Origin of the sequence: Sphingopyxis sp. LC363 (assembly GCF_000756385.1) — a bacterium.
Lineage (GTDB): Bacteria > Pseudomonadota > Alphaproteobacteria > Sphingomonadales > Sphingomonadaceae > Sphingopyxis.
The window spans coordinates 1-25,771 of the sequence record NZ_JNFC01000012.1 but is presented as its reverse complement, the minus strand read 5'-3'; the positions used below and the strand labels follow the sequence as shown (position 1 = coordinate 25,771).

The window sequence follows — 25,771 nt, the reverse complement described above, 5'->3', positions numbered from 1 at the left end:
GGGCGCTCATTTCTTGTTCCAGTTTCGGGTCATCGACACCCGTGCCGCATAGGGGTTTCGCCGGGTCAGCGACAAGAGCAAACCCATGCCGATCGACAAAGCGATGAAAGACGAGCCGCCGTAGGAGATGAAAGGCAGCGTCATCCCCTTTGACGGGAATATCTGCGTGTTCACCCCCATGTTGATCACTGCCTGTCCGCCGAACTGCGCGATCAGCCCCGCGACCGCGAGGATCAGGAAGCTGTCCTCCTCGTCGAGCAGGCGAACGAGCACGCGGACGATGATCGCGAGATAAAGCGCGGCGATCGCGATGCAGGCGATCATCCCGAACTCCTCGCCGATCACCGAGAAGATGTAGTCGGTGTGCGCTTCGGGCAGCTGGAACTTGGCGAGCCCGGCGCCGGGGCCGGTACCGATGAGGCCGCCGGCGGTCAGCGTCGCATGCGCCTTGTCGACCTGAAAGCTGTCGCCCTTGTCGAACAGCCAGATGTTGATGCGCTGCTGCGCCACGGGATAGAAGAAATAGGCAAGGATGAGGCCGGCGACGCCGGTGCCCGCGAGCATCCCCATGATCCGCATCGAAAGGCCGGCGACGAGCACGAGCACGAACCAGGTCGCGGCGAAGATCACCGTCTGCCCAAGGTCGGGCTGCCCCATCAGCAGTAGCGCGATGACCCCGGTGAGCGCCGCGGCGAGCGGGACGACGGGCAGGCTCTGGTCGTGGAGGCGCAGCGACAGCACCCACGCGAGCGACACCGCGAAAAAGGGCTTCAGAAATTCGGACGGCTGGAGCCGGAACATCCCGCTTCCGAGCCAGCGCTGCGCACCGTTGACCGAGGTGCCGACGAGCGGCACGAGAAAGAGCAGGAAGAGAAAGGCGACGGTGCCGTAAATGGCGAAGCGCCGCGCCTGCGGCTTGGGCAGCATCGAGACCATGAGCATCACGGGCACGCCGACGATTACCCACATCAGCTGGCGATAGAAATAGTAGAGCGGGTCGAGCGCCGCGGTCGAAGTCGAGAGTTTCTGCGCCGCGACAGGCGATGCCGCCGCGACCGCGACGAGCCCGACCGCGACGAGGATCGAGACGAGCAGCAGCAGCACGCGGTCGATTTCCCAGAACCAGAGGCCGAGCGGCGTGCGGTCGGCGCGGCTGAGGCGCGGGCCCCGGCGTTTGGTCGTGCGCGTCGTGGCGATCACCGGGCGTTCGGTCGCATCCATATTGTCCCCCCCGCTCATGCCCCGAGCGCCCGTACGGCGGCGCGGAACGCATCGCCGCGCTGTTCATAATCCCTGAACTGGTCGAACGAGGCGCAGGCGGGCGACAGCAGGACGATGTCGCCGGGCTCTGCCGCCGCCGCCGCCTGCTTGACCGCCGTCGCCAGGTCGCCCGACCGCTCGACCGGAACCGCGCCGCCGATCTCGGCGGCGAACGGCTCCATCGCCTCGCCGATCAGATAGGCGCGTTTGACGTGCCCGAACCACGGACGGCACGCGGCGAGCCCGTCGCCCTTTGCCTGTCCGCCGGCGATCCAGTGCAAACGCTGGTCCGGCGCCGGCGGGAATGCCGCCAGCGCCGGTGCAGCGGAAGCCGCGTTGGTGGCCTTGCTGTCGTTGAACCAGCGGACACCATCGGCTTCGCCGACCAATTCCATGCGATGCGGCAGCGACGTGTAGGTCGCGAGGCCGCGTTCGATCTGCTCGTCGTTCAGCCCCAGCACGCGGCATACCGCGATCGCGCAGACGGCGTTCTGGGCGTTGTGCGGGCCCTGCAATGCGGGCCAGCGCGCCTGGTCGGCGGGGTCGATATCCCTGCCCGAGACGCGGTGGAGACGATGGTTGATGCGCCCCGCGATCATCTTCGACGGATCGTCGTCGACCGCGACGATCGCGACCTGATCGCGGTGCTGGAGCGAAAAGAGCCGCGCCTTCGATGCCGTATAGCCCGCGAAACCGTCGTAGCGGTCGAGGTGATCGGGGCTGAGATTGGTCAGCACCGCGACATCGCACGCGAGGCTGTGCGCAAGGTCGATCTGGTAGCTCGACAGTTCGAGAACGTAAACGCCGACGCCGTTTTCATTGGGGGCGAGCGGCTCGCGGCTGAGGATCGGCAGACCGATATTGCCGCCCATCAGCGTCGGGATCCCTGCGCTTTCGAGCATGTGGGCGACGAGCGCGGTGACGGTCGACTTGCCGTTGGTGCCGGTGATGCCGACGAGCTTGTGCGGCGGGAGGTCGCCCTGCGCCTCTGCGAAGAGTTCGATATCGCCGATGACGGGTACATGGGCTTCCTTGGCGTGCGCGGCGATGGGGTGGCGGTTCAATGGCACGCCGGGCGACACGACGACGCCCGCGAAGCCGACGAGGTCGATCTCTAGCGGGTCGCCGATGTCGGCGCCGAGCGCCATCGCGTCGTCGCGCGCGTCCTCGCGCTCGTCCCACGCGGTGACGCCCGCGCCGCTGGCGACGAGCGCCTCGACCGTCGCGAGCCCCGAGCGCGCCAGTCCCAGCACCGCGTAGCGGCGGCCGGCGAAGGCGCGCGAGGTGATCACCGGAGTTTCAAGGTCGCGAGCCCTGCCAGAGCGAGGACGATCGAGACGATCCAGAAGCGGATGACGACGGTCGATTCGGGCCAGCCCAATTGCTCGAAATGATGGTGGATCGGCGCCATGCGAAAGACGCGCTTGCCGGTACGCTTGTACCAGAAGACCTGGATGATCACCGATAGCGCCTCGACCACGAACAGCCCGCCGACGAGGACGAGCACCAGTTCGTGCTGCGCGGTCACCGCGATCGTCGCGAGCGCGCCGCCCAATGCAAGGCTGCCCGTGTCGCCCATGAAGACGGCGGCGGGGGGCGCGTTGAACCACAGGAATGCGAGGCAGGCGCCGATGATCGCGGCGGCGAACACCGCGAGCTCGCCCGCGCCGGGGACGTGCGGGATGCCGAGATAGCCCGCGAACTTCGCGTTGCCCGAGAGATAGACGATGACGAGGAAGGTCAGGCTGGCGATGATCACCGGGAAGGTCGCGAGTCCGTCAAGCCCGTCGGTCAGGTTCACCGCGTTGCCGAAGCCGACGATCAGCACCATCGCGAAGACATAGTAGAGCGGGCCGAGCGGGACATAGACGTCGTTGAAAAAAGGCAGGTAGAGGTCGGTGCCGGTGCGCGAGACGATCAGCAGCACCGCAACCCCCGCGATGAGGAATTCGATGAGCAGGCGCACGCGGCCGGGAATGCCGCGGTGGCTGGCCTTGGTCACCTTGTCGAAATCGTCGAGAAAACCGACGACCGCGAAACCCGCGGTTACGAACAGGCACGCCCAGACGAAACGGTTGGAGAGGTCCATCCAGAGGAGCGCCGAGATCATCAGCGAAATGAGGATCATCAGCCCGCCCATCGTCGGCGTGCCCTTTTTGGCGAGGTGGCTCTGCGGGCCGTCGTCGCGGATCGGCTGCCCCTTCCCCTGCCGCATCCGCAACATCAGGATGAAGCGCGGCCCGATCCACAGCCCGAGGATCATCGCGGTCGCGACCGCGGCGCCCGAGCGGAAGCTCAGGTAGCGGATGAGGTTGAGAGCCCCCGGAAAGCCAAGCCATTCCGCCAGCCAATATAACATCAATAATCCCCGTTGGTCAGCGCCGTCACGACATGCGACAGGCCGACGCTGTTCGACCCCTTGACCAGCACGGCGTCGCCGGCGCGGATCAGGTCACCGAGCCGCCCTACCGCGGCCGAGTGGGCGGGCACATGCTCGAAATCGATGCGGCCCTCAAGTGCTTTGGCGAGCGGCGCCATCTCTTCGCCGACAAGCAGGGCGAATTGCACTCCGGCCGCGACGAGCGGAGCCGCGAGCGCGGCGTGATAGGCCTCGCCGTCCGGCCCGAGCTCCTTCATCGCGCCGAGAATCGCGACCTTGCGCGCTGCGGATTCGGTCCCGAGCTGGCCGATCGTCGCGGCCATCGAGGCCGGGTTGGCGTTATAGCTTTCGTCGATGACGAGGATGTCGCCGCCAGGCACCTCGACCCGGTGACGCGCACCGCGCCCTGTGAGGCCTCCCATTTCGGCGAAGGCGAGACCCGCCGCGGGCAAGTCGCCGCCGACCGCTTTCACCGCGGCGAGCACCGCGAGCGAGTTGGCGACCCAGTGCGCCCCGGCCTGCGCGATGGTGAAGCAGAGCAGCGAGTCCTGCACCTCGGCGGTGACGAGCGAGCCGCCCTGCCCGTCGGGCAGCCAGTCGACCGCGCGGACGTCGGCGCCCTCGTTCAGCCCGAAGCTGACGATTTGCCCGGCGTGTTGTTCGGCCTTGGCACGGAGGCGCGCATAATGCGGGCTGTCGAACGGGACGATCGCGGTGCCCCCGGGTTCGAGCCCCTCGAAAATCTCGCCCTTCGCATCGGCGATCGCTTCCTCGCTGCCGAAATACTCCATGTGGGCGGGGGCGATAGTGGTGACGATGGCGACGTGCGGGCGCACCATCCGCGTCAGCGCGGCAAGCTCGCCCGCATGGTTCATGCCCATTTCGAAGATGCCGTAATCGGCCGAGCTCGGCATACGCGCGAGGCTGAGCGGCACGCCGACATGATTGTTGTAGCTTTTGACCGAGCGATGCGCCCTGCCCGGACGGAAGCGGTCGAGCGCGGCGAACAGCGCCTCCTTCGTCCCCGTCTTGCCCGCCGATCCGGTGACGCCGATGATGCGGCCATGACTGCGCGCACGCGACGCGATGCCGAGCGCGTTCAGCGCGGCGGCGGTGTCGGCGACGCGGACATGCGGATGGTCGATCGCACTTTCGCAGATTATGCCTGCCGCGCCCGCCGCGATCGCCTTGTCGATGAAAGCATGCCCGTCGGCGCTCTCGCCCTTCATCGCGATGAAGAGATCGCCCTTCGTCACCTCGCGCGAGTCGAAGGCGACGCCCTGGACGGTGAAGTCGGCGCTGGCGGTGCCGCCTGTTGCCGATGCGATAGCGCGCGCGGTCCAGAGCGGGTTCATGCCGCCTCCTCGCGCGCGACGGTCACATCGTCGAAGGGGATGACGCGCATCGCGTCGCCGCGCCCGACGATCTGGCCCTGTTCGTGTCCCTTGCCCGCGATGCAGATGATGTCGTCGGCCTGCGCTTCAGCGATCGCGGCGGCGATCGCGGCGCGGCGGTCGCCGATCACCTGCGCCGTCGGTGCGGCGGCAGCGATCGCGTCGCGAATGACCGCGGGCTCCTCGCCGCGCGGATTGTCGTCGGTGATGATAAGCGCGTCAGCCTTGGCCGCAGCGACCTTGCCCATTTCGGGGCGCTTCGCCTGGTCGCGGTCGCCGCCCGCGCCGAAGACGAGTATCAGCCGGCCGCTCGCATGCGGGCGCAGCGCGTCGAGCGCCGCTTCGATCGCGTCGGGGGTGTGCGCATAGTCGACATAGACCGGCGCGCCCGCGCGGGTGATGGCGGCGCGTTCGAGCCGCCCGCGCACCGGCTGGAGCCGCGCGAGGTTGGTGAGCGTCTGGCCGATGTCGCCGCCGGTGGCAATGACGAGTCCTGCCGATACCAACGCATTCGCGACCTGATAGGCGCCGATCAGCGGCAGATCGACCTTGTGCGTAGCGTCGCCCGCCGCGATCATCAGCGACTGGCCGAGCTGGGTCGGCGCGCGCGAGACGAGGCGGAGCGCCTCGCCCTTCGTGCCGACAGTCAGCAGGCGGGCGCCGCGCGCCTGCACGGCGTCGATCACGGCGCGTGAATAGTCATCGTCGGCCCAGACCACCGCCGCGCCGCCCGGCTCGACCACTTCGGTGAAGAGGCGGAGCTTGGCCTGAAGATAGGCCTCCATCGTGCCATGATAATCGAGATGGTCGTGGCTCAAATTGGTGAAGGCGGCCGCCTTCACCGGCAGGCCTTCGGTGCGATACTGGTCGAGGCCGTGGCTCGACGCCTCAAACGCCGCATGCGTCACACCCTCGGCGGCGAGGCCCGACATGTTCGAGAGGAAAGTGACGATGTCGGGCGTCGTGAGCCCGGTCGAGGCGCTGTCCATCGACGTCGTGATACCGAGCGTACCGATCGACGCGGCGTTGAACCCCGCCATCCGCCAAAGCTGGCGCGTCATCTCGACAGTCGAGGTCTTGCCGTTCGTCCCCGTCACCGCGACCGAGGTCGCCGGAAAGCGGTGGAAGAAGCGCGCGGCGATATGCGCGAAGGCGCGGCGCGGATTGGCGTCGGCGACGTGCACCGCGCCCTCGACCCGCGCTTCGGGCCGCGCGACGATCGCGACCGCGCCCGCGTCGACCGCGGCGGGAATGAAATCCTCGCCGTTGAATTTTTCGCCGACGAAAGCGCCGAAGATCGTGCCCGGCGCGACCTTGCGATGATCGATCGCGAGCCCCGTCACGACGGGATCGCTTCCCTCCAGCGCCTGATCGTCGAGCAGCGCGGCGAGACGCATCAGTGCGTTTCCTCCTCTCTCCGTAGCAGCGGGGTGAGTTCGGAGACGTCGACATCGCGGCTTTCGTCGGGGAAGACGCCGAGCATCGGCCCCGCGCGCGTCACGACCTTGCGCACGACCGGCGCCGCGGTCCAGCCCGCGGTGCGCTGGCCCGAGCTATAGGCATTGCCTTTGGGCTCGTCGATCATCACGAGCACGATATAGCGCGGATTGTCCATCGGGAAGGCTGCGGCGAAGGTCGAGACGAGCGAATGGCGGCGATACCCGCCCGCGCCCGGCTTTTCGGCCGACCCGGTCTTCCCGCCGACGCGGAAGCCGGGCGCGTCGGCCTGTTTGCCGGTACCGTCCGAAACGATCAGCCGCAACAGCTGGCGCATCCGCGCGCTGGTCGACGCCTTGAACACGCGGCGCCCCTGCGGCGGCGGCTTGTCGCCGAGCTTGAGCATCGTCGCCGGGCGATAGAGGCCGCCGTTGACGAGCGCGGCATAGGCGCTCGCGAGATGCAGCGGCGTCACCGCGATGCCGTGACCATAGCTGGTCGTCATCGTCGTCACCCGGCCCCAGTTTTTGGGCCAGAGCGGAAAGGCGCGTTCCTTGAGTTCGATTTCGGGGCGCTTGTCGAAATCGACGCTGCGGAACAACGCTTCCAGCTTTTCGCGCCCCAGCTCGTCGGCGATACGCGCGGTCGCGATGTTGGAGCTTTCAATCAGCGTCTCGGGCACATTGTACCAGCGGCCGGGATGGCTGTCGCGGATACGGAAGCCCGCGATCGGGAGCGGCGCCGTCGCATCATAGCGGCGCGCCATGCTGGTCACCGTGCCCGCATCGATCGCGGCGCCGATCGACAGCGGCTTGAAGGTCGAACCAAGCTCGTAGAGATTATAGGTGACGGCGTTGCGCCGCGTCGTCGGATCGCTGCCCGTCAGCTTGTTCGGATTATAGGTCGGCAGCGAGGTCATCGCGGCGACTTCGCCGGTGTGGACGTCGAGGATGATGCCCGCGCCGCCGATCGCCTCGAGGTTGGTGACCGCCGAACTCAGCTCGCTTTCGAGCACACCCTGCACGCGCGCGTCGATCGACAGCGCGAGCGGCTGGCCGCGCGTCGCCTCGTCGATCAGCCGCTGGTCGAACGCCCCCTCGACTCCCGTCACGCCATGGCCGTCGGCGTTGATGAAGCCGAGCACATGCGCCGCGAGCGTGAGCTGCGGATAGAGGCGTTCCTTTTCGCGCGGGAAGTCGAAACCGACATCGCCGATCGCATTCACAGCCGCGACCTGATCGGGCAGCGCGCGGCGGCGAATATAGGTCGGGCGCGGCCCGGTCAGCTTTGCCAGCAAGTCCTGGCGCGACATGTCGGGGAAGATCTTGTGAAGCTCGGCCGCCAGATAGTGCCGGTCGTTGAGCAGTTTCGACGGCACGACGCGGATCGAATAGCCGTCGATCGTGCGCGCGAGCGGCACGCCGTTGCGGTCGACGATGTCGGCGCGTGCCGGGACGAACGCCGCCGCCGACGACCGGCCCGACGAGGTGTCGAACAGCGCGAAATAGAGAAGGCGCACCGACACGACGAAAAATGCCGCCATGAACAGCAGCATCAGGATCATCAAACGCTGTTGCGCGGTCAGCAATATCTGCTGCCGCACCCCGGCGGTTCGGACCCGCGTCGGACGGACGACGAGCGTGTTCATCGGCCGGGCTTGCCTCCCGCCGCTTCGATGGCGGCCGCGCGCTTCAAATCGGCGAGCGTCGATTCGGCGAGCAACTGGTCCTCGATCATCTTGAGCTGCTCGCGCCGGCGCGTCGGCGCCATGCGCGGCGCCACGTCGCTGCGCACGCCGGTATCGGCCTGCGCCAGCATGACGGGCTTCGCGGCGACGGGCTTGGGCGCCGCAGGCTTTGCCGCCGCGGGCTTGTTTGCAACCGGGCTTTCCGTCGGCGCGGCCGCCACCGCGACCGGCGAGACCATCGCCATCAGCACCGGCGCCACCTCGCCCGCGCCGCGCGCGCGCGGAAGGCGGTCGAGCGAGGCAAGCTGGCGCTCGTTTTCCAGATATTGCGTCGCGTCGGGCGCCGAATAGCCGAAAGCATCGGCGTTCCACTGTTCGAGCTGGCGCATCGAGGCGCGCACCGCGAGTTCGGATTCGAGGTAGCGGATATTGTCGCGCGTCCGGATAATGTCGCGCTCGATGCGCGTCAGTTCGCTGCGCGTCGCCGCGACCTTGAGCGACACGGGATAGAGCATCATCGCGAAGATGAGCACGAGCAGGACCAGGCCGATTCCCTGGAGCTTGCGGGCCGCCATCAGCATGACATCGCCTCCTTCATCGAACTATCCGGCCCTGAATTTCCTGGCCAGGCGGGCGCCGCGGTGCGGACTGCGCTGCGCAGCGTCGCCGAGCGCGCGCGCGGATTGCGCGCTTCCTCTGCCTTGCCCGGGCGCACCTTGCGCGCCGGGGTCTCGAAAGTTGCGGCCCGCGCCAGAGGGATCGGCGCGGGCCGGTGACGCGAACCCGCGGCATCGCCACCGCTGCGTTCGCGCAGGAAATTCTTCACGATCCGGTCCTCGGTGCTGTGAAAGCTGACGACGGCGAGCCGGCCGCCGGGACGCAGCAGCCGCTCGGCGGCGGAAAGACCCGCGACCAGTTCGTCGAGTTCGCTGTTGATGTGGATGCGGATCGCCTGAAAGCTTTTGGTCGAGGGATCCTTGGGCGCGCCGGGCGGATGGCGCAGCGCCTTGCGGATCACGCTCGCAAGCTCGGCGGTGCGCGTCAGCGGGCGCGCGGCGACGATCGCGCGCGCGACGCGGCGCGACTGGCGCTCGTCGCCATAGTGAAAGAGCACGTCGGCGATCTCGGCCTCGTCGGCGCGATTGAGCCAGTCGGCGGCGCTTTCGCCCTCCTGCGCCATGCGCATGTCGAGCGGGCCGTCCTTTTGAAAGGAAAAGCCGCGTTCGTCACGGTCGAGCTGCATCGAGGAGACGCCGATGTCGAAGGTGATGCCGTCGACCGCGTCGATTCCGCGCTCGGCGAGCAGCCGGTCGATCTCGCCGAAGCGGCCGTGGACCAGCGTCAGCTTGCCGCCGGCTTCGGCGACGAGCGCCTGCCCTTCGGCGATCGCGTCGGGGTCGCGGTCGCAGGCGACGACCTCGGCGCCCGCGGCGAGCATCGCACGCGTGTAGCCGCCGGCGCCGAAGGTCGCATCGACATGGCGCTCACCCGGGGCGATGGCGAGCGCGGCGATGACTTCGTCGCGGAGGACCGGATCGTGGCGGGGATCCCTTGGGAGTCTGGGGGGGAGGTCAGTCACTTGCGCCCCTTCCCTTTCGCCTGATCCCACGAGGCGGCAAGGCGCTGGAGCACGGGATCGGCATCGACGCATTCGGCCAAGGTCGGCAGCCACCAGATTTCGAGGCGGCGGCCCGAGCCCACAAAAGCCGTCGCGCCGGCATCGCCGACGCGGTCGCGGTGGATGAAGCTGGGAAGGAAACGACCGCTGTCGTCGAGCGTGTAGGGCTCGGTATAGCTGAAGCGCTTCTTGAACTCGCTATCCTCATCGAAATCGAGGTTGCGGAGCCGCGCGGTTTCGCGGTCGCGCTCGATCTCGCCGTTCAGCCGGTCGTACTGATCCTGACCATAGGCGACAAGGCAGGGCAGTTTTTCGTGGAAACCGACCCAGAGCACGCGCTGGCCGTCCGCATTGAGGGGCACATTGTTGCGGAACTGAGAGGGGACGGCGATGCGCCCCTTGCCATCGATCGCGGCGAAATTGGTGCCCGCATATTGGCCGGGCGTCACAATCGCCATCGCTCTGCCCCCCGTATCCGCGCCACCGGGCAAAACTTTCCCGGCCCCGGAATCGCGTGATTCCAGCTGGTTCGGCCCGGGCGGAGAATGCCCCTCTCCACTTGCTTGAGTATCAACTATAGATCGGGGTGAAAAGGGGTATTTTAGGGTGAAATAGGGAATCTAGCCCCTATTTACCGCAAAAAGCACTCGAAATTGGGTAAATGGCGGTCGCGCGGCGCAGCGGAGGCACCGTCGGGGAGCTTCGATCGGGGTGAATTGGGGCGAAAACGCCGACTCAGCCGGCGTGGGCGCGAATCCAGAGCGGGCGGAGCACGCTACTGCCCGCGCCGGGCCAGAGGCGCGCCGAAAGCCATTCCATCGTGTCGGCCTGCCGCAGATGGTCGGCGCCGGGCACGAGCGGCCGCCAGAGCGGCGCGAAGAGGAGGTCGGCGTCGCCGACGAGCCAGGCCTCGCCCTCGCCTATCGGGCAGCGGGCAACGCGCCGGTCGGCGAAAGCCTGACATTGCGAAGGAAGGCGATCGAAGCGGCCGGCGCTGAACAGCCGCAGCCGCGCGCCATCGACATCGGCCGGAAGTGCCGCACCCTCGGCGGCGGATGCGGCGGCGAGCACCACGCCCCAATGATCGAGCAGCGGGGTGAGCAGGCTCGTCACCGTCGGGTTGCGCGGATCGCCGAGCGGGTGGCGCGGAGGCCAGCCCGACAGCGCGTCGGCGAGAACGACCGCGCGGCCGCCCCCGCGCACGAAGGCGTCGATCGCGACCAGCTCCTGCGGCGCGACCGCGCGCGGATGCGCGAGCAGCAGCGCCCCGCCGGGCGGCGGGACATGGTCGGCGAGGCTGTCGACGAGCGACACCGGGCCGGCCGCCGCCAGCCGCGCGAGTGCGGGATCGTCATTCGCCCCCTCGGCGATCATCGCCGCGATGTCGCCGCCGCCCGACCAGCGCAGCGGCAGGCCGGTGAGCATCGTGGCGGCGGGCGCACCCGGCCCTGCGGGGGCGGGGCGATAGAGGACGGCAAGCAGCGCATGCCCCGTCGCGAACCAGCCGACGGCGAGCGCGAGCGCGCCGAGCCATGGCAGGACGGCCAAGCGCGGGCGCCACTGAACGACAAGATCGGCAAGCGCCGCGGCAACGCCCGCCGCGACGACGACCAGCGGCAGTTGCGGCCAGCCGGCCGAGCCCGCGAGCACCAGCCCGAGCAACGCCTGCGCCGTGACCAGAAACGCCAGCGTCACGAGCCAAGTGCGCCGCCGCGCCGCGGTGGGTGCGCGGCGCTGCCACCAGGCGAGAAGCAGCATCGAGGGCACAAGCAAGGGGACGGCGAGCGCGGGATCGATGCGCCCGAGCAGCGCCTGCCCGCCCGCGACCCACGCCAGAGCAACAGTTGCAATGGAGATGATGAAAGCGCGCAGCAGCGGTCCGCGCGATACCACGATCACTGTTTCGACTGGCGCGCGCGCTGGAGTTCAGGGTCGGGTTCGAGATCGGGAACGGTCGCCGCCGGCGCCACCGCCTGCGGGATCTTGACCGAGGTCGCCGCATTTTCATCCTTCGACGACGAGGGCGAGACCGGCTGGACGCCAAGTTCTTCGAGGGGCGCGCCGACCGCAGGTTCTTCGCCGGGCATCTTCACCTCGGCGGTTGTCGGAGCCTCGGCTTCCGCCCGTTCGCGCGCGCGCCCGCCGATCAGCCCCGCCATGCCGACGAGCAGCAGCACCGTGAGCACCCCGGCGATGCCGATCTGCAGCCGCCGCATCGTGTCGTTGACGGGCGCCGTCGGCGCTGGCGGCGCGGCTTGCGACTTGGGTGCCGAGGGGGTGTCGATCCGAACGCTCATGCTGCCGCCTCCAGTCCCTTGCTCGCCAGCCATTCGGGGTTGTAGAGCGTCGAGAGATAGCGAAACCCGCTGTCGCAGAGGATGGTTGCGATGCGTTTGCCGGGGCCCAGTTGCCGCGCGAGCGCCATAGCGCCGGCGACATTGATCCCCGACGAGAGGCCGAGGCACAGCCCCTCTTCGCCCAGCAGGCGGCGGACCACCGCGAGCCCTTCGGCGTCCGAGATCCGGAACTGCGTATCGATCGGCGCGCCTTCGAGGTTGGCGGTGATGCGGTTCTGCCCGATACCTTCGGCGACGCTCGACCCCTCGGGCTTCAGTTCGCCGCATTGGTAATAATTATAGAGTCCCGCGCCGTGCGGATCGGTGAGCGCGATGACGATGTCCGAATTATGCGCCTTGAGCCCGAGCCCGGTCCCCGCGATCGTGCCGCCGGTGCCCGCGGCGCAGGTGAAGCCGTCGATGCGGCCGTCCATCTGTTCCCAGATTTCCTCGGCCGTGCCGAAAATATGCGCCTTGCGGTTCGCGATATTGTCGAACTGGTTGGCCCAGATCGCATTGTCGGTTTCCTCGGCGATGCGGCGCGAAGTGTGGACGAAATGGCCGGGGTTGGCAAAGGGCGCGGGGGGAACGAGCACCAGCTCGGCGCCCAATGCGCGGATCGTCGCCATTTTCTCGGCGCTCTGATTGTCGGGCATGACGATGATCGTCTTGTACCCCAAGGCATTGGCGACGAGGGCAAGCCCGATGCCCGTGTTGCCCGCCGTCCCCTCGACGATCGTGCCGCCAGGGCGCAGGCTGCCGTTCGCCTCGGCATCGCGGACGATATAAAGCGCGGCGCGGTCCTTCACCGAGCCGCCGGGGTTCGCATATTCGCACTTGCCCCAGATTTCGCAGCCGGTCGCTTCGCTCGGCCCCTTGAGCAGCACCAGCGGAGTGTTGCCGATCAGGTCGAGGCTGTTTGCAGCAATAGTCATGCCCATGATCTAGGGCGGCGCCCGCGGCCCCGCAAGACAGCTTCGCTTGCCCCGCCGATGATCGGCCTTGTCGACCAACGGGCGCCGAGGCCCGACGAACGACAGGGTTTGCGCGCGTCGGGGGTTGTCATTGTGACAGTATATCATTACTGACGCGCCATCTGATCGCCAAAATTACAGGACTCTCCCCTCATGCGTTTGCTTTGTTCCGCCGGTTTTACCTTTGCCCTTTTCCTCGCCGCCCCCGCCTTTGCGCAGGACCGCGCCAATGCCGGCAGCGATGACGATGTGCATACCGGCGAGCCGATCGTGGTCACCGCGCCCTATGTCCGCAGCCTCGATATCCTCGGCAATGTGTCGGTGCTCGAGGGCGACGAGCTGGCACGCGACATTCGCGGCCAGATCGGCGACACGCTGACGCGGCAACCGGGCGTGTCGGCGACGAGCTTTTCGCCAGGCGCGTCGCGCCCCGTCCTGCGCGGCTTTTCGGGCGAGCGCGTCAAGGTCCTGACCGACGGCATCGGATCGATCGACGCGTCGAACACGTCGGCCGACCACGCGGTGACGATCGACCCGCTGACCGTTGAGCGCGTCGAAATCCTGCGCGGCCCAGCGGTGCTGCTGTTCGGCAGCCAGGCGATCGGCGGCGCGGTCAACCTGTTCGACCGCCGGATTCCGAGGAAAGTCCCCGCCGACCATGTCCATATCGACGCGATCGGCGGCTATGCTACCGCAGCGAACGACCGGAACATCGGCAGCTCGATCGACGTGGCGCTAAGTCCCCAGATCGTTGCACATCTTGACGGCAGCTGGCGCAAGACAGGCGACGTGCGCTCGGGCGGCTATGTCTTTGCCCCCGGCATTCGCGACGACCTGCTCCACCTTGCCGAGCATGAAGTCGAAGAAGGCCATCTCGACGAAGCGGCCGAACTGACCGAGCAGGCGGGCAAGCGCGGCAAGATCGACAACACCCAGAGCGAGACCTGGACCGCGGGCGGCGGCATCTCGCTGATCAACGACGGCGGTCAGCTCGGCATTTCGGTCGGCTATTTCGACACCAATTATGGCGTCCCCGCGCGTCCCGGAACCGAGCATCATGACGAGGACGGCGAAGAGGAAGAAGGCGGCCATGACCATGGCGAAGGCCCCGTCACGATCGGCATGAAGCAATGGCGCGCCGACCTGCGCGGCGAGGTCGAGCTCGGCGACGGCTTTTTCGACAAGCTGCGCGTCCGCGCGGGCTTTGCCGATTACAAGCACACCGAGTTCGAAGGCGACGAGGTCGGCACGATCTTCACCAACCAGGGCGTCGAAGGCCGGATCGAGCTGGCGCAGAACGACCGCGGCGGCTGGCGCGGCGCGAGCGGCGTCCAGTACAGCCACCGCGATTTCAACGCGATCGGCGCCGAAGCCTTCGTGCCGCGCAACCTGACCGACCAGTTCGCGCTCTTCACGCTGCAGGAACTGACGATGGGTCCGCTCGGCCTCGAAGCCGCGGCGCGCTATGAAAAGACCAATGTGCGTGCGCAGACGCTCGGCTTCGAGCGCAATTTCGACAGCTTCTCGGGCGCGCTCGGTGCGACCTACGATATCTTCGAAGGCGGCAAGTTCGGCGTTTCGGTCTCGCGCGCGGTGCGGGCGCCGTCGGCCGAGGAACTGCTGTCGAACGGTCCGCACATCGCGACGCAGAGCTTCGAGGTCGGCGACCCGAACCTGCGTCTCGAGAAAAACTGGGGCGCCGAAGCCTCGTTCAAATTCAAGTCCGACGGCTTCAACCTCAGCCTTACCGGCTATTCGAACTGGTTCGACAATTTCATCTATTCGGCCGCCACCGGTGCCGAAGAGGATGAGCTGCCCGTCTTCCAATATTTCCAGCGCGACGCACGCGTCTATGGCTTCGAGGCCGAGGCGAGCGCGCGGCTGGCGCAGATCGGCGGTTTCAACATCGTCGGCGATGTGACCGCCGACATGACGCGCGCGAAGATCAAGAATGCCGGGCTCGACCGCAACGTCCCACGCATCCCGCCGCTGCGCGTGCTGGGAGGGCTTGAAGCGCAGGGAGAACGCGTCGATGCGCGCGTCGAGGTCGAATGGACCGACGATCAGACGCGCGTCGCGCAGTTCGAGACGCCGACCGACGGCTTCACTTTGGTCAACGCCTCGCTGAGCTGGCGTCCGCTGCCCGACACGAAGAATCTGACGCTCAGCCTGTCGGCGAACAATATCTTCGACGTCGAGGCACGCCGCCACGCGAGCTTTACCAAGGATTATGTGCCGCTGGCGGGCCGCGATTTCCGTCTGACGGCGCGAGCGAGCTTTTAGCTTCCAGCCGAATTTATTTGGATCGTCATCCCGGCGCAGGCCGGGATGACGAACAGATAGAAATCGGACTCGAAGCGATCAGGGCACGAGCAGCTTGCGCTTGTTCCAGTAGATCGAGGTCGCCGCGGCATAGGCGCCGACCTTTTCCCAGACCGCGCCGTCGACCTTGTCGATATCGACCCCGGCTTCGACATAGGCCTGAACGATCTTCATGATCTGCTCTTCGGTCATGTCGGTCGAAAGGTCGGGGTTTGCGCCGGCGGGTCCGAAATCGAGCGCCTTGTCGACGATCGCCGGCGACAGATCGAGTTTGGCGATGTCGTTCGCCAGCCATTCTCGCGAAATGCGCGCGAGGCTATAATCGAAATAAGGACCCTTTTGCTCCGCCGCGATGCCGTGCCGCGTGACGCAAGCGTCGGTAACGCTCGCCAACTGCTTGAACAGGGCTTCGCGCGACGCGTCGTCACCGCCGCCGGCCATCGCATCGCCGATCGAGATCTTTGTGTCGCCGGGCACCGAAGTAACGACGCAATCGAGCTTCTCGCCATCCTGCGCCGCGGCAACGTCCGGCAGCACCGCGAGCATCAACGCCGTGCCCGCCATCAAAACCTTCATCATCGACTCGTCTTTCGATCCGGAGGGTCCGTTCTTCAGGACAGCATGGCCATGCCGCCGTTCACATGCAACGTCTGGCCGGTGACATAGCCCGCTTCCTTCGACGCGAGATAAACGACCGCAGCGGCGATGTCGCTGCCCTCGCCCATCCGGCCTGCGGGAATGCGCTGGTTGAGCGCCTCCTTCTGTGCGTCGGGCAGGTCATCGGTCATCGCGGTCGCGATGAAGCCCGGCGCGACGCAGTTGACCGTGATGCCGCGGCTCGCGAGTTCCTGCGCCAGCGCCTTGCTCATGCCGGTGACACCCGCCTTCGACGCGGCATAATTAGCCTGCCCCGGGTTGCCCGTCGCACCGACGACACTGGTGATCGAGATGATACGCCCGAAGCGCGCCTTCATCATCGGCTTCGCAGCCGCGCGCGCGAGGCGGAAATTGGCCTCGAGGTTGATGCGGATGACGTCGGACCATTCGTCGTCCTTCATCCGCAGGATGAGGTTGTCGCGCGTGACGCCGGCGTTGTTGACGAGGATGTCGAGCTGGCCGAGCGCCTCAACCGTCGACGGCACCAGCGCATCGACGGCGGCGGCATCGCCGAGATTGCACGGCAACGCGACATGGTCGCCGCCGAGCGTGTCGCGGAAGGCGGCGAGCTTGTCGGCGTTGGAGCCCGACACCGCGAGACGCGCGCCCCGCGCCGCGAGCGCCTGCGCGATAGCCGAACCGATACCGCCCGAGGCGCCGGTGACGAGGGCGGTCATGCCGGTGAGATCGAACATAGCTTATTCTCCTGATGATTACCGGTTCACGCGGAGACGCGGAGACGCGGAGGGTTTATGATCGTTGACGATGCGGCGGACGCCTTCCTTGAGCGTCGCGCCACCGAAATTGATAAGCAGTCCGACGGATTGGCCGGTCAGGCGAAGATAGGTCAACAGCTGTTTGCCATGTGCCGGGTTCAGCCGTTCGACCGATTTGATCTCCACCAGCAGACGGTTATCGACGAGCAAATCGATACGAAAGGCCGCGTCGAAGCGAGACCCTTCGAAATATATATCGATCGGCATTTGCCGATCGACCCGATATCCGAGCGCAACCAGTTTTCCGGCAAGCACGGTCTCGTATACGCTTTCCAGTAAGCCCGGTCCCAAATCGCGGTGCAAGCGGAGGGACAAATCAAGCACATCGCCGCTTACGACATCTATGTCCCGCACAATCCCTCCGCGTCTCCGCGTCTCCGCGTGAACTTCTTCGTCGCTGCCCCTGCGCCCCTGCGTGTATTCTTTAGAGGGTTTTCAGCAGCGCTTCGATGTCGTCCATCGAGATGACGCTCACCGTCTCGACCTCGCCCGATGCGCTGCGCTTGACCATCGGCGAGAGGACCTTGCCGCCGAATTCGACGAACTGGGCAACGCCGATATCCTCCATCGACGCGACGCTTTCGCGCCAGCGGACGCGGCCGGTCACCTGCTGGACAAGGAGGTCGCGAATACTGTCGGCGTCGCTCACCGGACTGGCGGTGACGTTGGCGACGACGGGTACCAGCGGCGCAGCGGGCGGGTTCGCGCCGAGCGCTTCGGCCATCGCGTCGGCGGCTCCCTGCATCAGCGGGCAGTGGAAGGGCGCCGACACCGGGAGCAGCACGCCGCGCTTGATGCCATAATCCTTGACCAACGCGACGGCGCGCTCGACCGCGCCCTTGTGGCCCGAGATCACGACCTGCGAGGGGTCGTTGTCGTTGGCGACGGTGCAAACCTCGCCCTCGGCAGCGGCGTCGGCGAGCTTTTGCGCTGTGTCGATATCGGCGCCGAGCAGCGCGGCCATCGCGCCGACGCCGACGGGCACGGCCGCCTGCATCGCCTGCCCGCGCGTCTTCAAAAGCCGCGCGGTGGTCGCGAGGTCGAAGGCGCCCGCAGCGCAGAGCGCGCTATATTCGCCGAGGCTGTGGCCCGCGACATAATCGGCCTTGGCGGCGAGCGTCACGCCGCCTTCCTTTTCGAGCACGCGCAGCGTCGCGATCGCGTTCGCCATGATCGCGGGCTGGGCGTTTTCGGTGAGGGTGAGCTGATCCTCGGGGCCTTCGCTCATCAGCTGGAACAGTTTCTGGCCGAGCGCGTCGTCGACTTCCTGAAACACCTCGCGCGCGTGGCTCGATGCTTCGGCGAGCGCCTTGCCCATGCCGACCGACTGGCTGCCCTGACCCGGAAAGATGAATGCGCGCATGATGCGTCCCCTGCGTGTTCTTGAATGGGCCCGCGCCTATTCGCTCACCCGGCGCGATGCAAGCCGAAGGGCACGACCTTGTTCGCCGCGTCGTGGCCGATGTCGGCGCGGCCGAGATAGGCGATGCCGGTGCGCGCGCACCAGTCCTGCGCGATTTCCACGGCCTCGATGCCGAAGGGACGGTCGTTCTCGGGCACGTCGCTCACCCGCCCCAGCCGTAGCCCGGCGAGCCCGCGCGGTGCGAGATAGGTCGCGACATGGAAAAAGGCGCGGTCGAAGGCGTAAAGATATTCGCTGACCTCCTCGACGAGCAGGACATGCCCCGAAAGGTCGGGCTCGAGCGGGGTCCCGAGCAGCATCGACAGCGTCATCAGGTTGAAGGCGGCGTGCTGCGCGCCATGCTGAAGGCCAGACTCGCAGGCTGCCGGATCGCGCGCGACGAGCCAGTCGAGCGCACGGAGCACCGCCGCGTCGCCCCCCTCGCGGCGGATGTCGGCGACCATCGGGCCGTGCGCGACATGGTCGAAACCGTCGCGATAGAGCGCGCCGAGCAGATTACCCTGATCCGAATAGCCGAGGAACGCCTTGCCCCGCGCGACGTGGGTCATCGCCGCGACCGCATCTTCGGCGATCCGGCACGCACCGTAACCTCCGCGCGCGAACCATATGGCGTCGATGTCGGGGCGGTTCGCCATCTCGACGAGCGCGGCGAAGCGGTGGCCGTCCTCGCCGGCGAAATGGCCGTGTATCGCGAAGCATTGCGGGTCGAATTCGAGTTCGATGTCGGGATAGCCGAGGCTGGCGAGCGCGCGCACGGCTTCGGCATCGTCGGGCAATATGGGAGTGGAGGGGGCAACGATCCCGATACGCATTACATCCTTCTCCCCTTGGGAGAAGGATACGCAGCCTTGCCGGCTCGCCGGCTAGGCGAAGTTGGATGAGGATGTCGGCCGTATCGTTTCACCAGCACCCTCACATCCCCTCATCCAGCTTCGACTGGGCACTTCGCACCAAGTCTGCGCAACCCTCTCCCGATGGGAGAGGGAAGCAATTGCAAATGACTGATGGAAGCCATATCGCGCCGCGATGGCCGAAAACAAATCCTATTTCTTCTGCGGCATCGGTGGATCGGGCATGCTGCCGCTCGCGATGATCGTCGCGGCGCGCGGCGCGGCGGTTTCGGGCTCGGACCGCAGCCGCGACCAGGGCCGGACGCCCGAGAAATTCGCCTGGCTCGAAGGACAAGGCATCGTCTTTTATCCGCAAGACGGCAGCGGGCCGAAGGCGGGGCAGATTCTCGTCGCATCGGCAGCGATCGAGGACAGCGTTCCCGACATCGCCGCCGCCAACGCGCTTGGCCTGCCCCGGATGACGCGCGCCGACCTGAATGCCGCGCTGTTCAACGCGGCCGACGGGGCGGTCGGCGTTGGCGGCACGAGCGGCAAGTCGACCGTTACCGGCATGATCGGCTGGATCCTCGAAAGCGCAGGCAAAAGACCGACGGTGATGAACGGCGCGGTGATGCGCAATTTCACGGGAGACGGCAGGCCCTTTGCTAGCGCGCTGGTGGGCGACGATGCTTTTTATGTCAGCGAAGTCGATGAGAGCGACGGGTCGATCGCGCTCTATGCGCCCGATGTCGCGGTCGTCACCAATATCAGCCTTGATCATAAGAGCCTCGCCGAATTGCACCAGCTGTTCGGCGATTTCGCCACGAAGGCGCGCGTCGCTGTAGTGAATGCGGACGATACGGAATCGGCGCCGCTGCTGTCGGGGCAGAATGTTGTGACATTCGGTTTCCACGACAGCGCAACAGTGCGCGGCAGTGATTTCGAGGCGCTGCCCGATGGGTGCCGCTTCGCCGTCCATGCGGGCGGCACCGCCTATCAGGTGAAGCTGCGCATGCCCGGCCGCCACAATGCCGCCAATGCGCTCGCGGCGATCGCGGCGGCGCGTGCGGCGGGCGCGACCGTGGCGCAGGCGGTCGAGGCGCTCGCCGATTTCGCGGGACTCGCGCGGCGCTATGAGGTGCTGGGACAGGCGAACGGCATCACGGTCATCGACGATTTCGCGCATAATCCCGACAAGGTCGCCGCGACGCTGGCGGCCGTGGCCGAACTGCCGGGCCGCGCCCTGCTCTTCTTCCAGCCGCACGGCTATGGCCCGCTCCGCCAGATGGGCAAGGAACTCGCCGCCAGCTTTGCCGCCGGTATGCGCGACGGCGACAAACTCTATGTCTGCGACCCCGTCTATTTTGGCGGCACCGTCGATCGCAGCATCGGCAGCGAGGCGCTGGTCGCCGATGTCGTTGCGGGCGGCGCCGACGCCGTCCACCTGACGACGCGCGCCAATTGCGGCGCCGCGATCCTCGACGAAGCGCGGCCCGGCGACCGCATCCTGATCCTCGGCGCGCGCGACGACACGCTCACCGAGTTTGGGAGGAAATTGCTGGCAAAGCTTGGCTGAGACTATTGCGCGCAGAGGCGCAGAGGACGCAGAGATTTTTTGTTCACGCGGAGACGCGGAGGCGCGGAGATGATCGGGCCGAAAGGCCCCTTCTTATTGCACCGTCAATTTGCGAGGCGAGGCCGAAGGGAAAGACCGCTTCGCGGCAAACACTTTCTCTCCGCGCCTCCGCGTGAATCCGATATCTTCCCCTCCGCGATCTCTGCGTCCTCTGCGCGAATCCCAATTCTCTCCAGCTCTTGCTTCTTTCACCGAAATCTATATAGGCGCCCGCATTCGGGGCGAGGCCTTGTGCCTGTCGCCCCGTTTGTCTTGCACGAATACGCAAGGCCGGACGACAGCCGGAGGGGTTTCGCGATTGGCGCGAAATCAGCGATCGGCCAAATCGAAGGACGCAAACCATGCCGTTTTACGAGCATGTCTTTATCGCGCGTCAGGACCTGAGCCAGGCTCAGGTCGATGCGCTGGCGGAAACCGTCACCAACGTCATCGGCGAGTTCAAGGGCACGGTCCACAAGACCGAGACCTGGGGCCTCAAGCAGCTCGCCTACAAGATCCAGAAGAACCGCAAGGGTCATTATGTGATGCTGTCGGCCGAAGTGTCGGGCGAAGCGATCGCAGAGATCGAGCGTCAGGCTGCGATCAACGAAGATATCATCCGCTGGCTCACCATCAAGGTCGACGAACTCGAAAAGGGTCCGTCGGTGATGATGCGCAAGCAGGAACGCCGCGGCGGCCGTGGCCGTGACCGCGACGGCGAAGAATAAGGAACAGCACCCATGGCACGACCCTTTTTCCGCCGCCGCAAGACCTGCCCCTTCAGCGCGAAGGACGCACCGGTCATCGATTACAAGGACGTCCGTCTGCTCCAGGGTTACCTGTCGGAGCGCGGCAAGATCGTCCCGTCGCGGATCACCGCGGTGTCCACCAAGAAGCAGCGTGAGCTGGCGAAGGCGATCAAGCGTTCGCGCCATATCGGCCTGCTCCCCTACATTGTGAAGTAAGGAGGGCGGACCGATGGAAATCATCCTGCTCGAACGTATCGAGAAACTGGGCGGTATCGGCGACGTCGTCACCGTCAAGAACGGCTTTGCCCGTAACTATCTGCTGCCGAACAACAAGGCGCTCCGTGCGAACGACGCCAACAAGAAGCTGTTCGAAGCCAATCGTTCGAAGATCGAGGCCGACAACGCCGAGCGTCGCACCGACGCCGAAGGCCGCGCCAAGGACATCGACGGCAAGCAGATCGTCCTGATCCGCCAGGCGTCGAACACCGGCCAGCTCTATGGCTCGGTTGCCGTCCGCGACATCGTCGAGGCACTGACCGAAGACGGCGTCCAGGGCGTCACCAAGGCGATGGTCGAGCTCGAGCGCCCGATCAAGTCGCTCGGCCTCGTCGACGTCAAGGTCAAGCTGCACCCCGAGGTCGTCGTGACCGTCGGCGTCAACGTCGCGCGCTCGCCCGACGAAGCCGAGATGCAGAAGCAGGGCATCGACGTCATCGCCGCGATGTTCGAAGAAGAACAGGCCGAAGCCGCCGCTGCCGCGCTCGAGCCCGACAGCGAGGACGAGTTCGAAGACGCGACCCCGCCTTCGGAACTCGCCGCCGAGGAAGCTCCGGCTGCCGACGAGGCCGAAGAAGAAGCTTAAGCTTTTTCAGGCTGAAGCCTTTCGAAAGGGCCGCGTTTCCCGATGGAGGCGCGGCCCTTTTCTTATGCGATTTTCGAATGGTGGGCGGCTGGAGGCCGGTTGCGGCCGTAGAAAGATCCTCCCCTTCGCGAAGCGATGGGGAGGGGGACCGCGCCCGTAGGGCGTGGTGGAGGGGTCTGGCCTTGCACCGACGCCTGACGGCGTCGACCCCTCCGTCAGCGCTTCGCGCTGCCACCTCCCCATTGCTCCGCAAAGGGGAGGATCTGGACGTCCGATCTCCACCCCCAAAAACCGCCCGTTCAAATCCCGAACAGCTTCGCCAGCGATTTTTCGAGCATGAAATATTGCCAGATCAGCCGGCCGTGGTCGCGGCGGCCCGACTGGTGCGCGGCGACGATGCGCTCGATCTCGGCCATGTCGAACCAGCCCGAGCGCGCGAGCGTCGAGGAGGTCGCGAGCCCCTTCGCCTGCTGCGCGAGCGCGCCGCGGAACCACGCCGACACGGGGGTCACGAACCCCATTTTCGGCCGGTAAAGAATATCGTGCGGCAGATAGCGTTCCATCGCCTGCTTCATGATCGCCTTGCCCGTACCGCGCCTGACGCGCATCGACGCGGGCAGGCTCGCAGCGAATTCGACGAGGCGATAGTCGAGCAAGGGTTCGCGCGCCTCAAGGCTGACCGCCATGCTCATCCGGTCGGTCTTGGTCAAAATATCGCCGGGCAGCCAGATCATCAGGTCGGCATATTGCGCGCGGTCGAGCGCCTCGCGCGCCGGCGCGTCCGTCATCGCTTTCCAATAGCGCGCTTCGGCGACATGATCGCCGAGCGCATGGTGTGCGGCATCGTTGAAGAGCCGCGCGCGCTGCGCCGGCCCCGTCACGCCGACCGCCTCGGCATAGCCTTCCGCCCCGCTTTTCGAGAGGCTGGCGAGCGTCGCGCGGGCGCGCAGGGGGCGCGGCGCCCAGTCCATCTGCGGCCAGACATGCGACAGCGGGCCGAGCAGGCCGCGGCGGAGGAAACCGGGGATCAGCCCGCGCAGCCTTTCCTCCTGATGCTGAAAGACGAGGCGGCGATAACCCGCGAACGCCTCGTCGGCGCCGTCGCCCGACAGCGCGACCGTCACCTCCTCGCGCGCGAGTTCGCAGACGCGGTAGGTCGGCAGCGCGCTGGCATCGGCAAAGGGTTCGTCGAACATGTCGGCGATCCGGTCGACGAGCGTGAAATCGCCGGGTGAAACGATACGGGTGCGGTGATCGGTCGCGAAACGCTCGGCGATCGCTCGCGCATGGGCCGTTTCGTCGAGTGCCGCCTGATCGAAGCCGATCGTGCAGGTCTTGACCGCCTTCGCGCTCGCTTCGGCCATCAGCGCGACGACCGCGCTCGAATCGACCCCACCCGACAGGAAAGCGCCGAGCGGCACGTCGGCGACCATGCGGTCGGTCACCGCGGCGCGCATCAGGTGAACGAGATGTTCGGCCGCCTCGCCTTCGCTAGCCCTGATGCGTTTCGAAAAATCGGGCGCCCACCAGCGCGTCGGCGCCGGGACCGGCTTGCCACGTTCGAGCATCAGACAATGGCCCGCGGGCAGTTTCTCCACGCCCGCGACGATGCAATTGTCGTCGGGGACGTAGCCGAAGGCGAGGAAATCCTCGATCGCGGTGAGGTTCGCTTCCTGTCGCAGCAAGGGATTGCGCAGCAACCCCTTGAGCTCCGACGCGAACGCCACCGAGCCATCGGACAGGCGGGCATAATGAAGCGGCTTCACCCCCAGCCGGTCGCGCGCGAGGAACAGGCCGCCGCGCGCATGATCGTGGATCGCGAAGGCGAACATGCCGTTGAGCCGCGGCAGACAGTCGGGGCCCCATTGGCGCCACGCGGCGATGATGACCTCGGTATCGCCGCTGGTGCGGAAGCGGTGGCCGCGATCCTCGAGTTCGGCGCGCAGCTCGCGGAAGTTGTAGATTTCGCCGTTATAGGTGAGCGTAACGGATTCGTCGTCGCTCGCCATCGGCTGCGGGCTGCCCTCGATGTCGATGATCGACAGGCGGAGATGCCCAAGGCCGACGCCGGGCGCGGTCCATTCGCCCGACCCGTCGGGGCCGCGATGCTGCATCGGCTGGAGCATCGCGCGCAAGCGGGCCGGGTCGACCGGCTTCGCGGTTTCGAGATGATAGATGCCCGCGATGCCGCACATATGGTGCGCTCCTATCGCAGTTTCAGCGCGCGGTCAGCCATTGCTTTGACACCACCCGACGCGGAAAGGAAATCGGTGATCGCATCAAGCCCCCCCTGCCGCTCCTCGCTCGATATGATCAAGGAGAGTGCGCGCGGGTCGCCGCCGAGCAGCCGCGCGCGAAGCCCCGCGAGCTTGGCGCGGCGCGGATCGCCCGTCACACGGCCGTCGACAACGTACCAGGTTGCAGCATCGCGCAGCACCGGGCCGGGGTGGAGCAGGCGCTCGGTCTTCGCACCTTCGACGGGGGGAAGCGCGGCGCTCCATGCCCATTTGCTTTGGGGATCGACGGCGCCCTGCCCGAACGCGACGACCTCGCGTCCCTCGGCCTGGCGCTCATAGCCGCCGATCGCGACCGTCACATACCGCCCAGCGCCATCGACGAAATGCACGATCCGGATCTGGTCGGAGCCATCGAAGCGCGGCGACCATATCGGGCGTTCGAGGATGACCTCGCTCCAGCCCGGCGGCGCGATGATTGCCATTGTCGCGGGCAGCGGCGCGCTGCGACCGCCGATCAGCATCCCCCATCCGGCAAAGACCATCGGAAGTGCGAGCGCGGCAGGCAGCACCGATTTTGCCGGCCCTGCAAAGCGCGGCACGCCGCCCAGAGCGCGCACATCGACCGCGGGGTCGTTCGCCGGCCGGTCGAACCAGCGCAGCGCGACGAGCATCACGAGCAGGATGACGAGCCCGAAGAAAATCCAGCCGTAAAAGACATGGTCAATACCGCCCGCCGCCTCGATCCCCCAGATTTCGGCGGCGACCATCGTACCATAGGCGCGCAGCGCGTTGGCGAGGATCGTCGTCGCGAGCGCCGCGACGACGAAGACGATCCGCCGCGTCCAGCTTTTGAAACAGAGATGCGCCGCGAACACCGAATAGGCGAGCATCGCGATCAGAAAATTGACCCCCGAACATTCCTCGGCAACCTCGAAGAAGCCGGCCTTCGTCGTGATGAACACGCCCTGCATCTCGGCGGCGATGCCCGAGAGATGGAGCAGGACGACGCTGATGTGCGCGGTGAAGGTCTGGAGCAGCGGCACCAGTTCCTCGCCGAACGGCACAAGCAGCAGCGCATAGCCGAGCGGGAACAGCAGTCCGCGAACGAGTTTTTCGCCGAGTGCCGTGCCGACCGCCCCCTGCAGCATCAGCACGAGCCCGAGCTGCCGGAACAGCCCGACCCCCGCCGCCTCGCCGACCAGCGCCAGCAGCCC

The 25,771-nt window shown here is 66.7% G+C and carries 24 protein-coding genes; 5 read left to right on the top strand and 19 right to left on the bottom strand.

The window, feature by feature from the left end:
* Positions 1–6 precede the first annotated feature (6 nt).
* The 12 genes from FG95_RS05595 to FG95_RS05540 form a co-directional block, all read right to left on the bottom strand.
* Entirely contained in the window at positions 7–1,239 is a 1,233-nt protein-coding gene (locus tag FG95_RS05595) for an FtsW/RodA/SpoVE family cell cycle protein (RefSeq protein ID WP_200880155.1), read from the bottom strand.
* On the bottom strand, positions 1,236–2,552 hold the full coding sequence (gene murD / locus FG95_RS05590) for a UDP-N-acetylmuramoyl-L-alanine--D-glutamate ligase (protein ID WP_037554582.1): 1,317 nt from the start codon (positions 2,550–2,552) through the stop codon (positions 1,236–1,238). The genes FG95_RS05595 and murD overlap by 4 nt, the downstream gene beginning before the upstream one ends.
* Entirely contained in the window at positions 2,549–3,619 is a 1,071-nt protein-coding gene (mraY, locus tag FG95_RS05585) for a phospho-N-acetylmuramoyl-pentapeptide-transferase (RefSeq protein WP_037554581.1), read from the bottom strand. Before mraY ends, murD begins: the two co-directional genes overlap by 4 nt.
* Entirely contained in the window at positions 3,619–4,995 is a 1,377-nt protein-coding gene (locus tag FG95_RS05580) for a UDP-N-acetylmuramoyl-tripeptide--D-alanyl-D-alanine ligase (protein ID WP_037554580.1), read from the bottom strand. Before FG95_RS05580 ends, mraY begins: the two co-directional genes overlap by 1 nt.
* Complete coding sequence (locus FG95_RS05575; protein WP_037554579.1) at positions 4,992–6,431, bottom strand: UDP-N-acetylmuramoyl-L-alanyl-D-glutamate--2,6-diaminopimelate ligase; 1,440 nt, start codon at positions 6,429–6,431, stop codon at positions 4,992–4,994. The genes FG95_RS05580 and FG95_RS05575 overlap by 4 nt, the downstream gene beginning before the upstream one ends.
* The gene (locus FG95_RS05570; protein ID WP_037554578.1) at positions 6,431–8,119 is read right to left on the bottom strand and encodes a peptidoglycan D,D-transpeptidase FtsI family protein; all 1,689 of its coding nucleotides are present in this window, start codon (positions 8,117–8,119) and stop codon (positions 6,431–6,433) included. The genes FG95_RS05575 and FG95_RS05570 overlap by 1 nt, the downstream gene beginning before the upstream one ends.
* Positions 8,116–8,739, bottom strand: a complete 624-nt coding sequence (locus FG95_RS05565; protein WP_037554577.1) for a hypothetical protein — start codon at positions 8,737–8,739, stop codon at positions 8,116–8,118. The genes FG95_RS05570 and FG95_RS05565 overlap by 4 nt, the downstream gene beginning before the upstream one ends.
* Entirely contained in the window at positions 8,733–9,737 is a 1,005-nt protein-coding gene (rsmH, locus tag FG95_RS05560; protein ID WP_037554576.1) for a 16S rRNA (cytosine(1402)-N(4))-methyltransferase RsmH, read from the bottom strand. The genes FG95_RS05565 and rsmH overlap by 7 nt, the downstream gene beginning before the upstream one ends.
* On the bottom strand, positions 9,734–10,234 hold the full coding sequence (locus FG95_RS05555; protein ID WP_037554575.1) for a division/cell wall cluster transcriptional repressor MraZ: 501 nt from the start codon (positions 10,232–10,234) through the stop codon (positions 9,734–9,736). Before FG95_RS05555 ends, rsmH begins: the two co-directional genes overlap by 4 nt.
* A gap of 277 nt (positions 10,235–10,511) precedes the next feature.
* The gene (locus FG95_RS05550; protein ID WP_235211471.1) at positions 10,512–11,675 is read right to left on the bottom strand and encodes a GldG family protein; all 1,164 of its coding nucleotides are present in this window, start codon (positions 11,673–11,675) and stop codon (positions 10,512–10,514) included.
* Positions 11,672–12,073: a hypothetical protein gene (locus FG95_RS05545; protein WP_037554574.1), complete on the bottom strand. Its 402-nt coding sequence runs from the start codon at positions 12,071–12,073 to the stop codon at positions 11,672–11,674. The genes FG95_RS05550 and FG95_RS05545 overlap by 4 nt, the downstream gene beginning before the upstream one ends.
* On the bottom strand, positions 12,070–13,047 hold the full coding sequence (locus tag FG95_RS05540) for a cysteine synthase A (RefSeq protein ID WP_037554774.1): 978 nt from the start codon (positions 13,045–13,047) through the stop codon (positions 12,070–12,072). Before FG95_RS05540 ends, FG95_RS05545 begins: the two co-directional genes overlap by 4 nt.
* A 192-nt stretch (positions 13,048–13,239) precedes the next feature.
* Between FG95_RS05540 and FG95_RS05535 the strand changes: the two genes are divergently transcribed.
* Entirely contained in the window at positions 13,240–15,369 is a 2,130-nt protein-coding gene (locus FG95_RS05535; RefSeq protein WP_037554573.1) for a TonB-dependent receptor, read from the top strand.
* Positions 15,370–15,447: 78 nt separating this feature from the next.
* On the opposite strand, the gene FG95_RS05530 is transcribed toward FG95_RS05535, so the two are convergent.
* From FG95_RS05530 to FG95_RS05510, 5 genes are all read right to left on the bottom strand, one after another.
* The gene (locus FG95_RS05530) at positions 15,448–15,987 is read right to left on the bottom strand and encodes a hypothetical protein (protein ID WP_037554572.1); all 540 of its coding nucleotides are present in this window, start codon (positions 15,985–15,987) and stop codon (positions 15,448–15,450) included.
* Positions 15,988–16,019: 32 nt separating this feature from the next.
* A complete protein-coding gene (gene fabG / locus FG95_RS05525; protein ID WP_037554571.1) occupies positions 16,020–16,760 on the bottom strand; it encodes a 3-oxoacyl-[acyl-carrier-protein] reductase in 741 nt (246 codons plus the stop codon).
* A gap of 18 nt (positions 16,761–16,778) precedes the next feature.
* A complete protein-coding gene (locus FG95_RS05520) occupies positions 16,779–17,195 on the bottom strand; it encodes a GxxExxY protein (RefSeq protein WP_037554570.1) in 417 nt (138 codons plus the stop codon).
* Between the two features lie 70 nt (positions 17,196–17,265).
* The gene (gene fabD / locus FG95_RS05515; RefSeq protein ID WP_037554568.1) at positions 17,266–18,204 is read right to left on the bottom strand and encodes an ACP S-malonyltransferase; all 939 of its coding nucleotides are present in this window, start codon (positions 18,202–18,204) and stop codon (positions 17,266–17,268) included.
* Positions 18,205–18,248: 44 nt separating this feature from the next.
* On the bottom strand, positions 18,249–19,076 hold the full coding sequence (locus FG95_RS05510) for an LD-carboxypeptidase (RefSeq protein ID WP_037554567.1): 828 nt from the start codon (positions 19,074–19,076) through the stop codon (positions 18,249–18,251).
* A gap of 214 nt (positions 19,077–19,290) precedes the next feature.
* Between FG95_RS05510 and FG95_RS05505 the strand changes: the two genes are divergently transcribed.
* The 4 genes from FG95_RS05505 (at position 19,291) to rplI (ending at position 22,320) form a co-directional block, all read left to right on the top strand.
* Positions 19,291–20,670 carry a Mur ligase family protein gene (locus tag FG95_RS05505; protein ID WP_037554565.1) on the top strand — a complete coding sequence of 460 codons (1,380 nt, stop codon included), beginning with the start codon at positions 19,291–19,293 and terminating at the stop codon, positions 20,668–20,670.
* A 401-nt stretch (positions 20,671–21,071) separates the two neighbouring features.
* A complete protein-coding gene (gene rpsF / locus FG95_RS05500; RefSeq protein WP_037554563.1) occupies positions 21,072–21,437 on the top strand; it encodes a 30S ribosomal protein S6 in 366 nt (121 codons plus the stop codon).
* Positions 21,438–21,449: 12 nt separating this feature from the next.
* Positions 21,450–21,674: a 30S ribosomal protein S18 gene (gene rpsR / locus FG95_RS05495; protein ID WP_037554562.1), complete on the top strand. Its 225-nt coding sequence runs from the start codon at positions 21,450–21,452 to the stop codon at positions 21,672–21,674.
* Positions 21,675–21,687: 13 nt separating this feature from the next.
* On the top strand, positions 21,688–22,320 hold the full coding sequence (gene rplI / locus FG95_RS05490) for a 50S ribosomal protein L9 (RefSeq protein WP_037554560.1): 633 nt from the start codon (positions 21,688–21,690) through the stop codon (positions 22,318–22,320).
* Between the two features lie 299 nt (positions 22,321–22,619).
* Here the strand turns inward: rplI and FG95_RS05485 are convergent, their stop codons facing one another.
* Both FG95_RS05485 and xrtA read right to left on the bottom strand, forming a co-directional pair.
* Positions 22,620–24,515, bottom strand: a complete 1,896-nt coding sequence (locus FG95_RS05485) for an XrtA/PEP-CTERM system amidotransferase (protein ID WP_037554557.1) — start codon at positions 24,513–24,515, stop codon at positions 22,620–22,622.
* An 11-nt stretch (positions 24,516–24,526) separates the two neighbouring features.
* Positions 24,527–25,771, bottom strand: a 1,245-nt coding sequence (gene xrtA, locus FG95_RS05480; RefSeq protein WP_037554554.1) for an exosortase A, incomplete at its 5' end; no start/stop codon positions are given.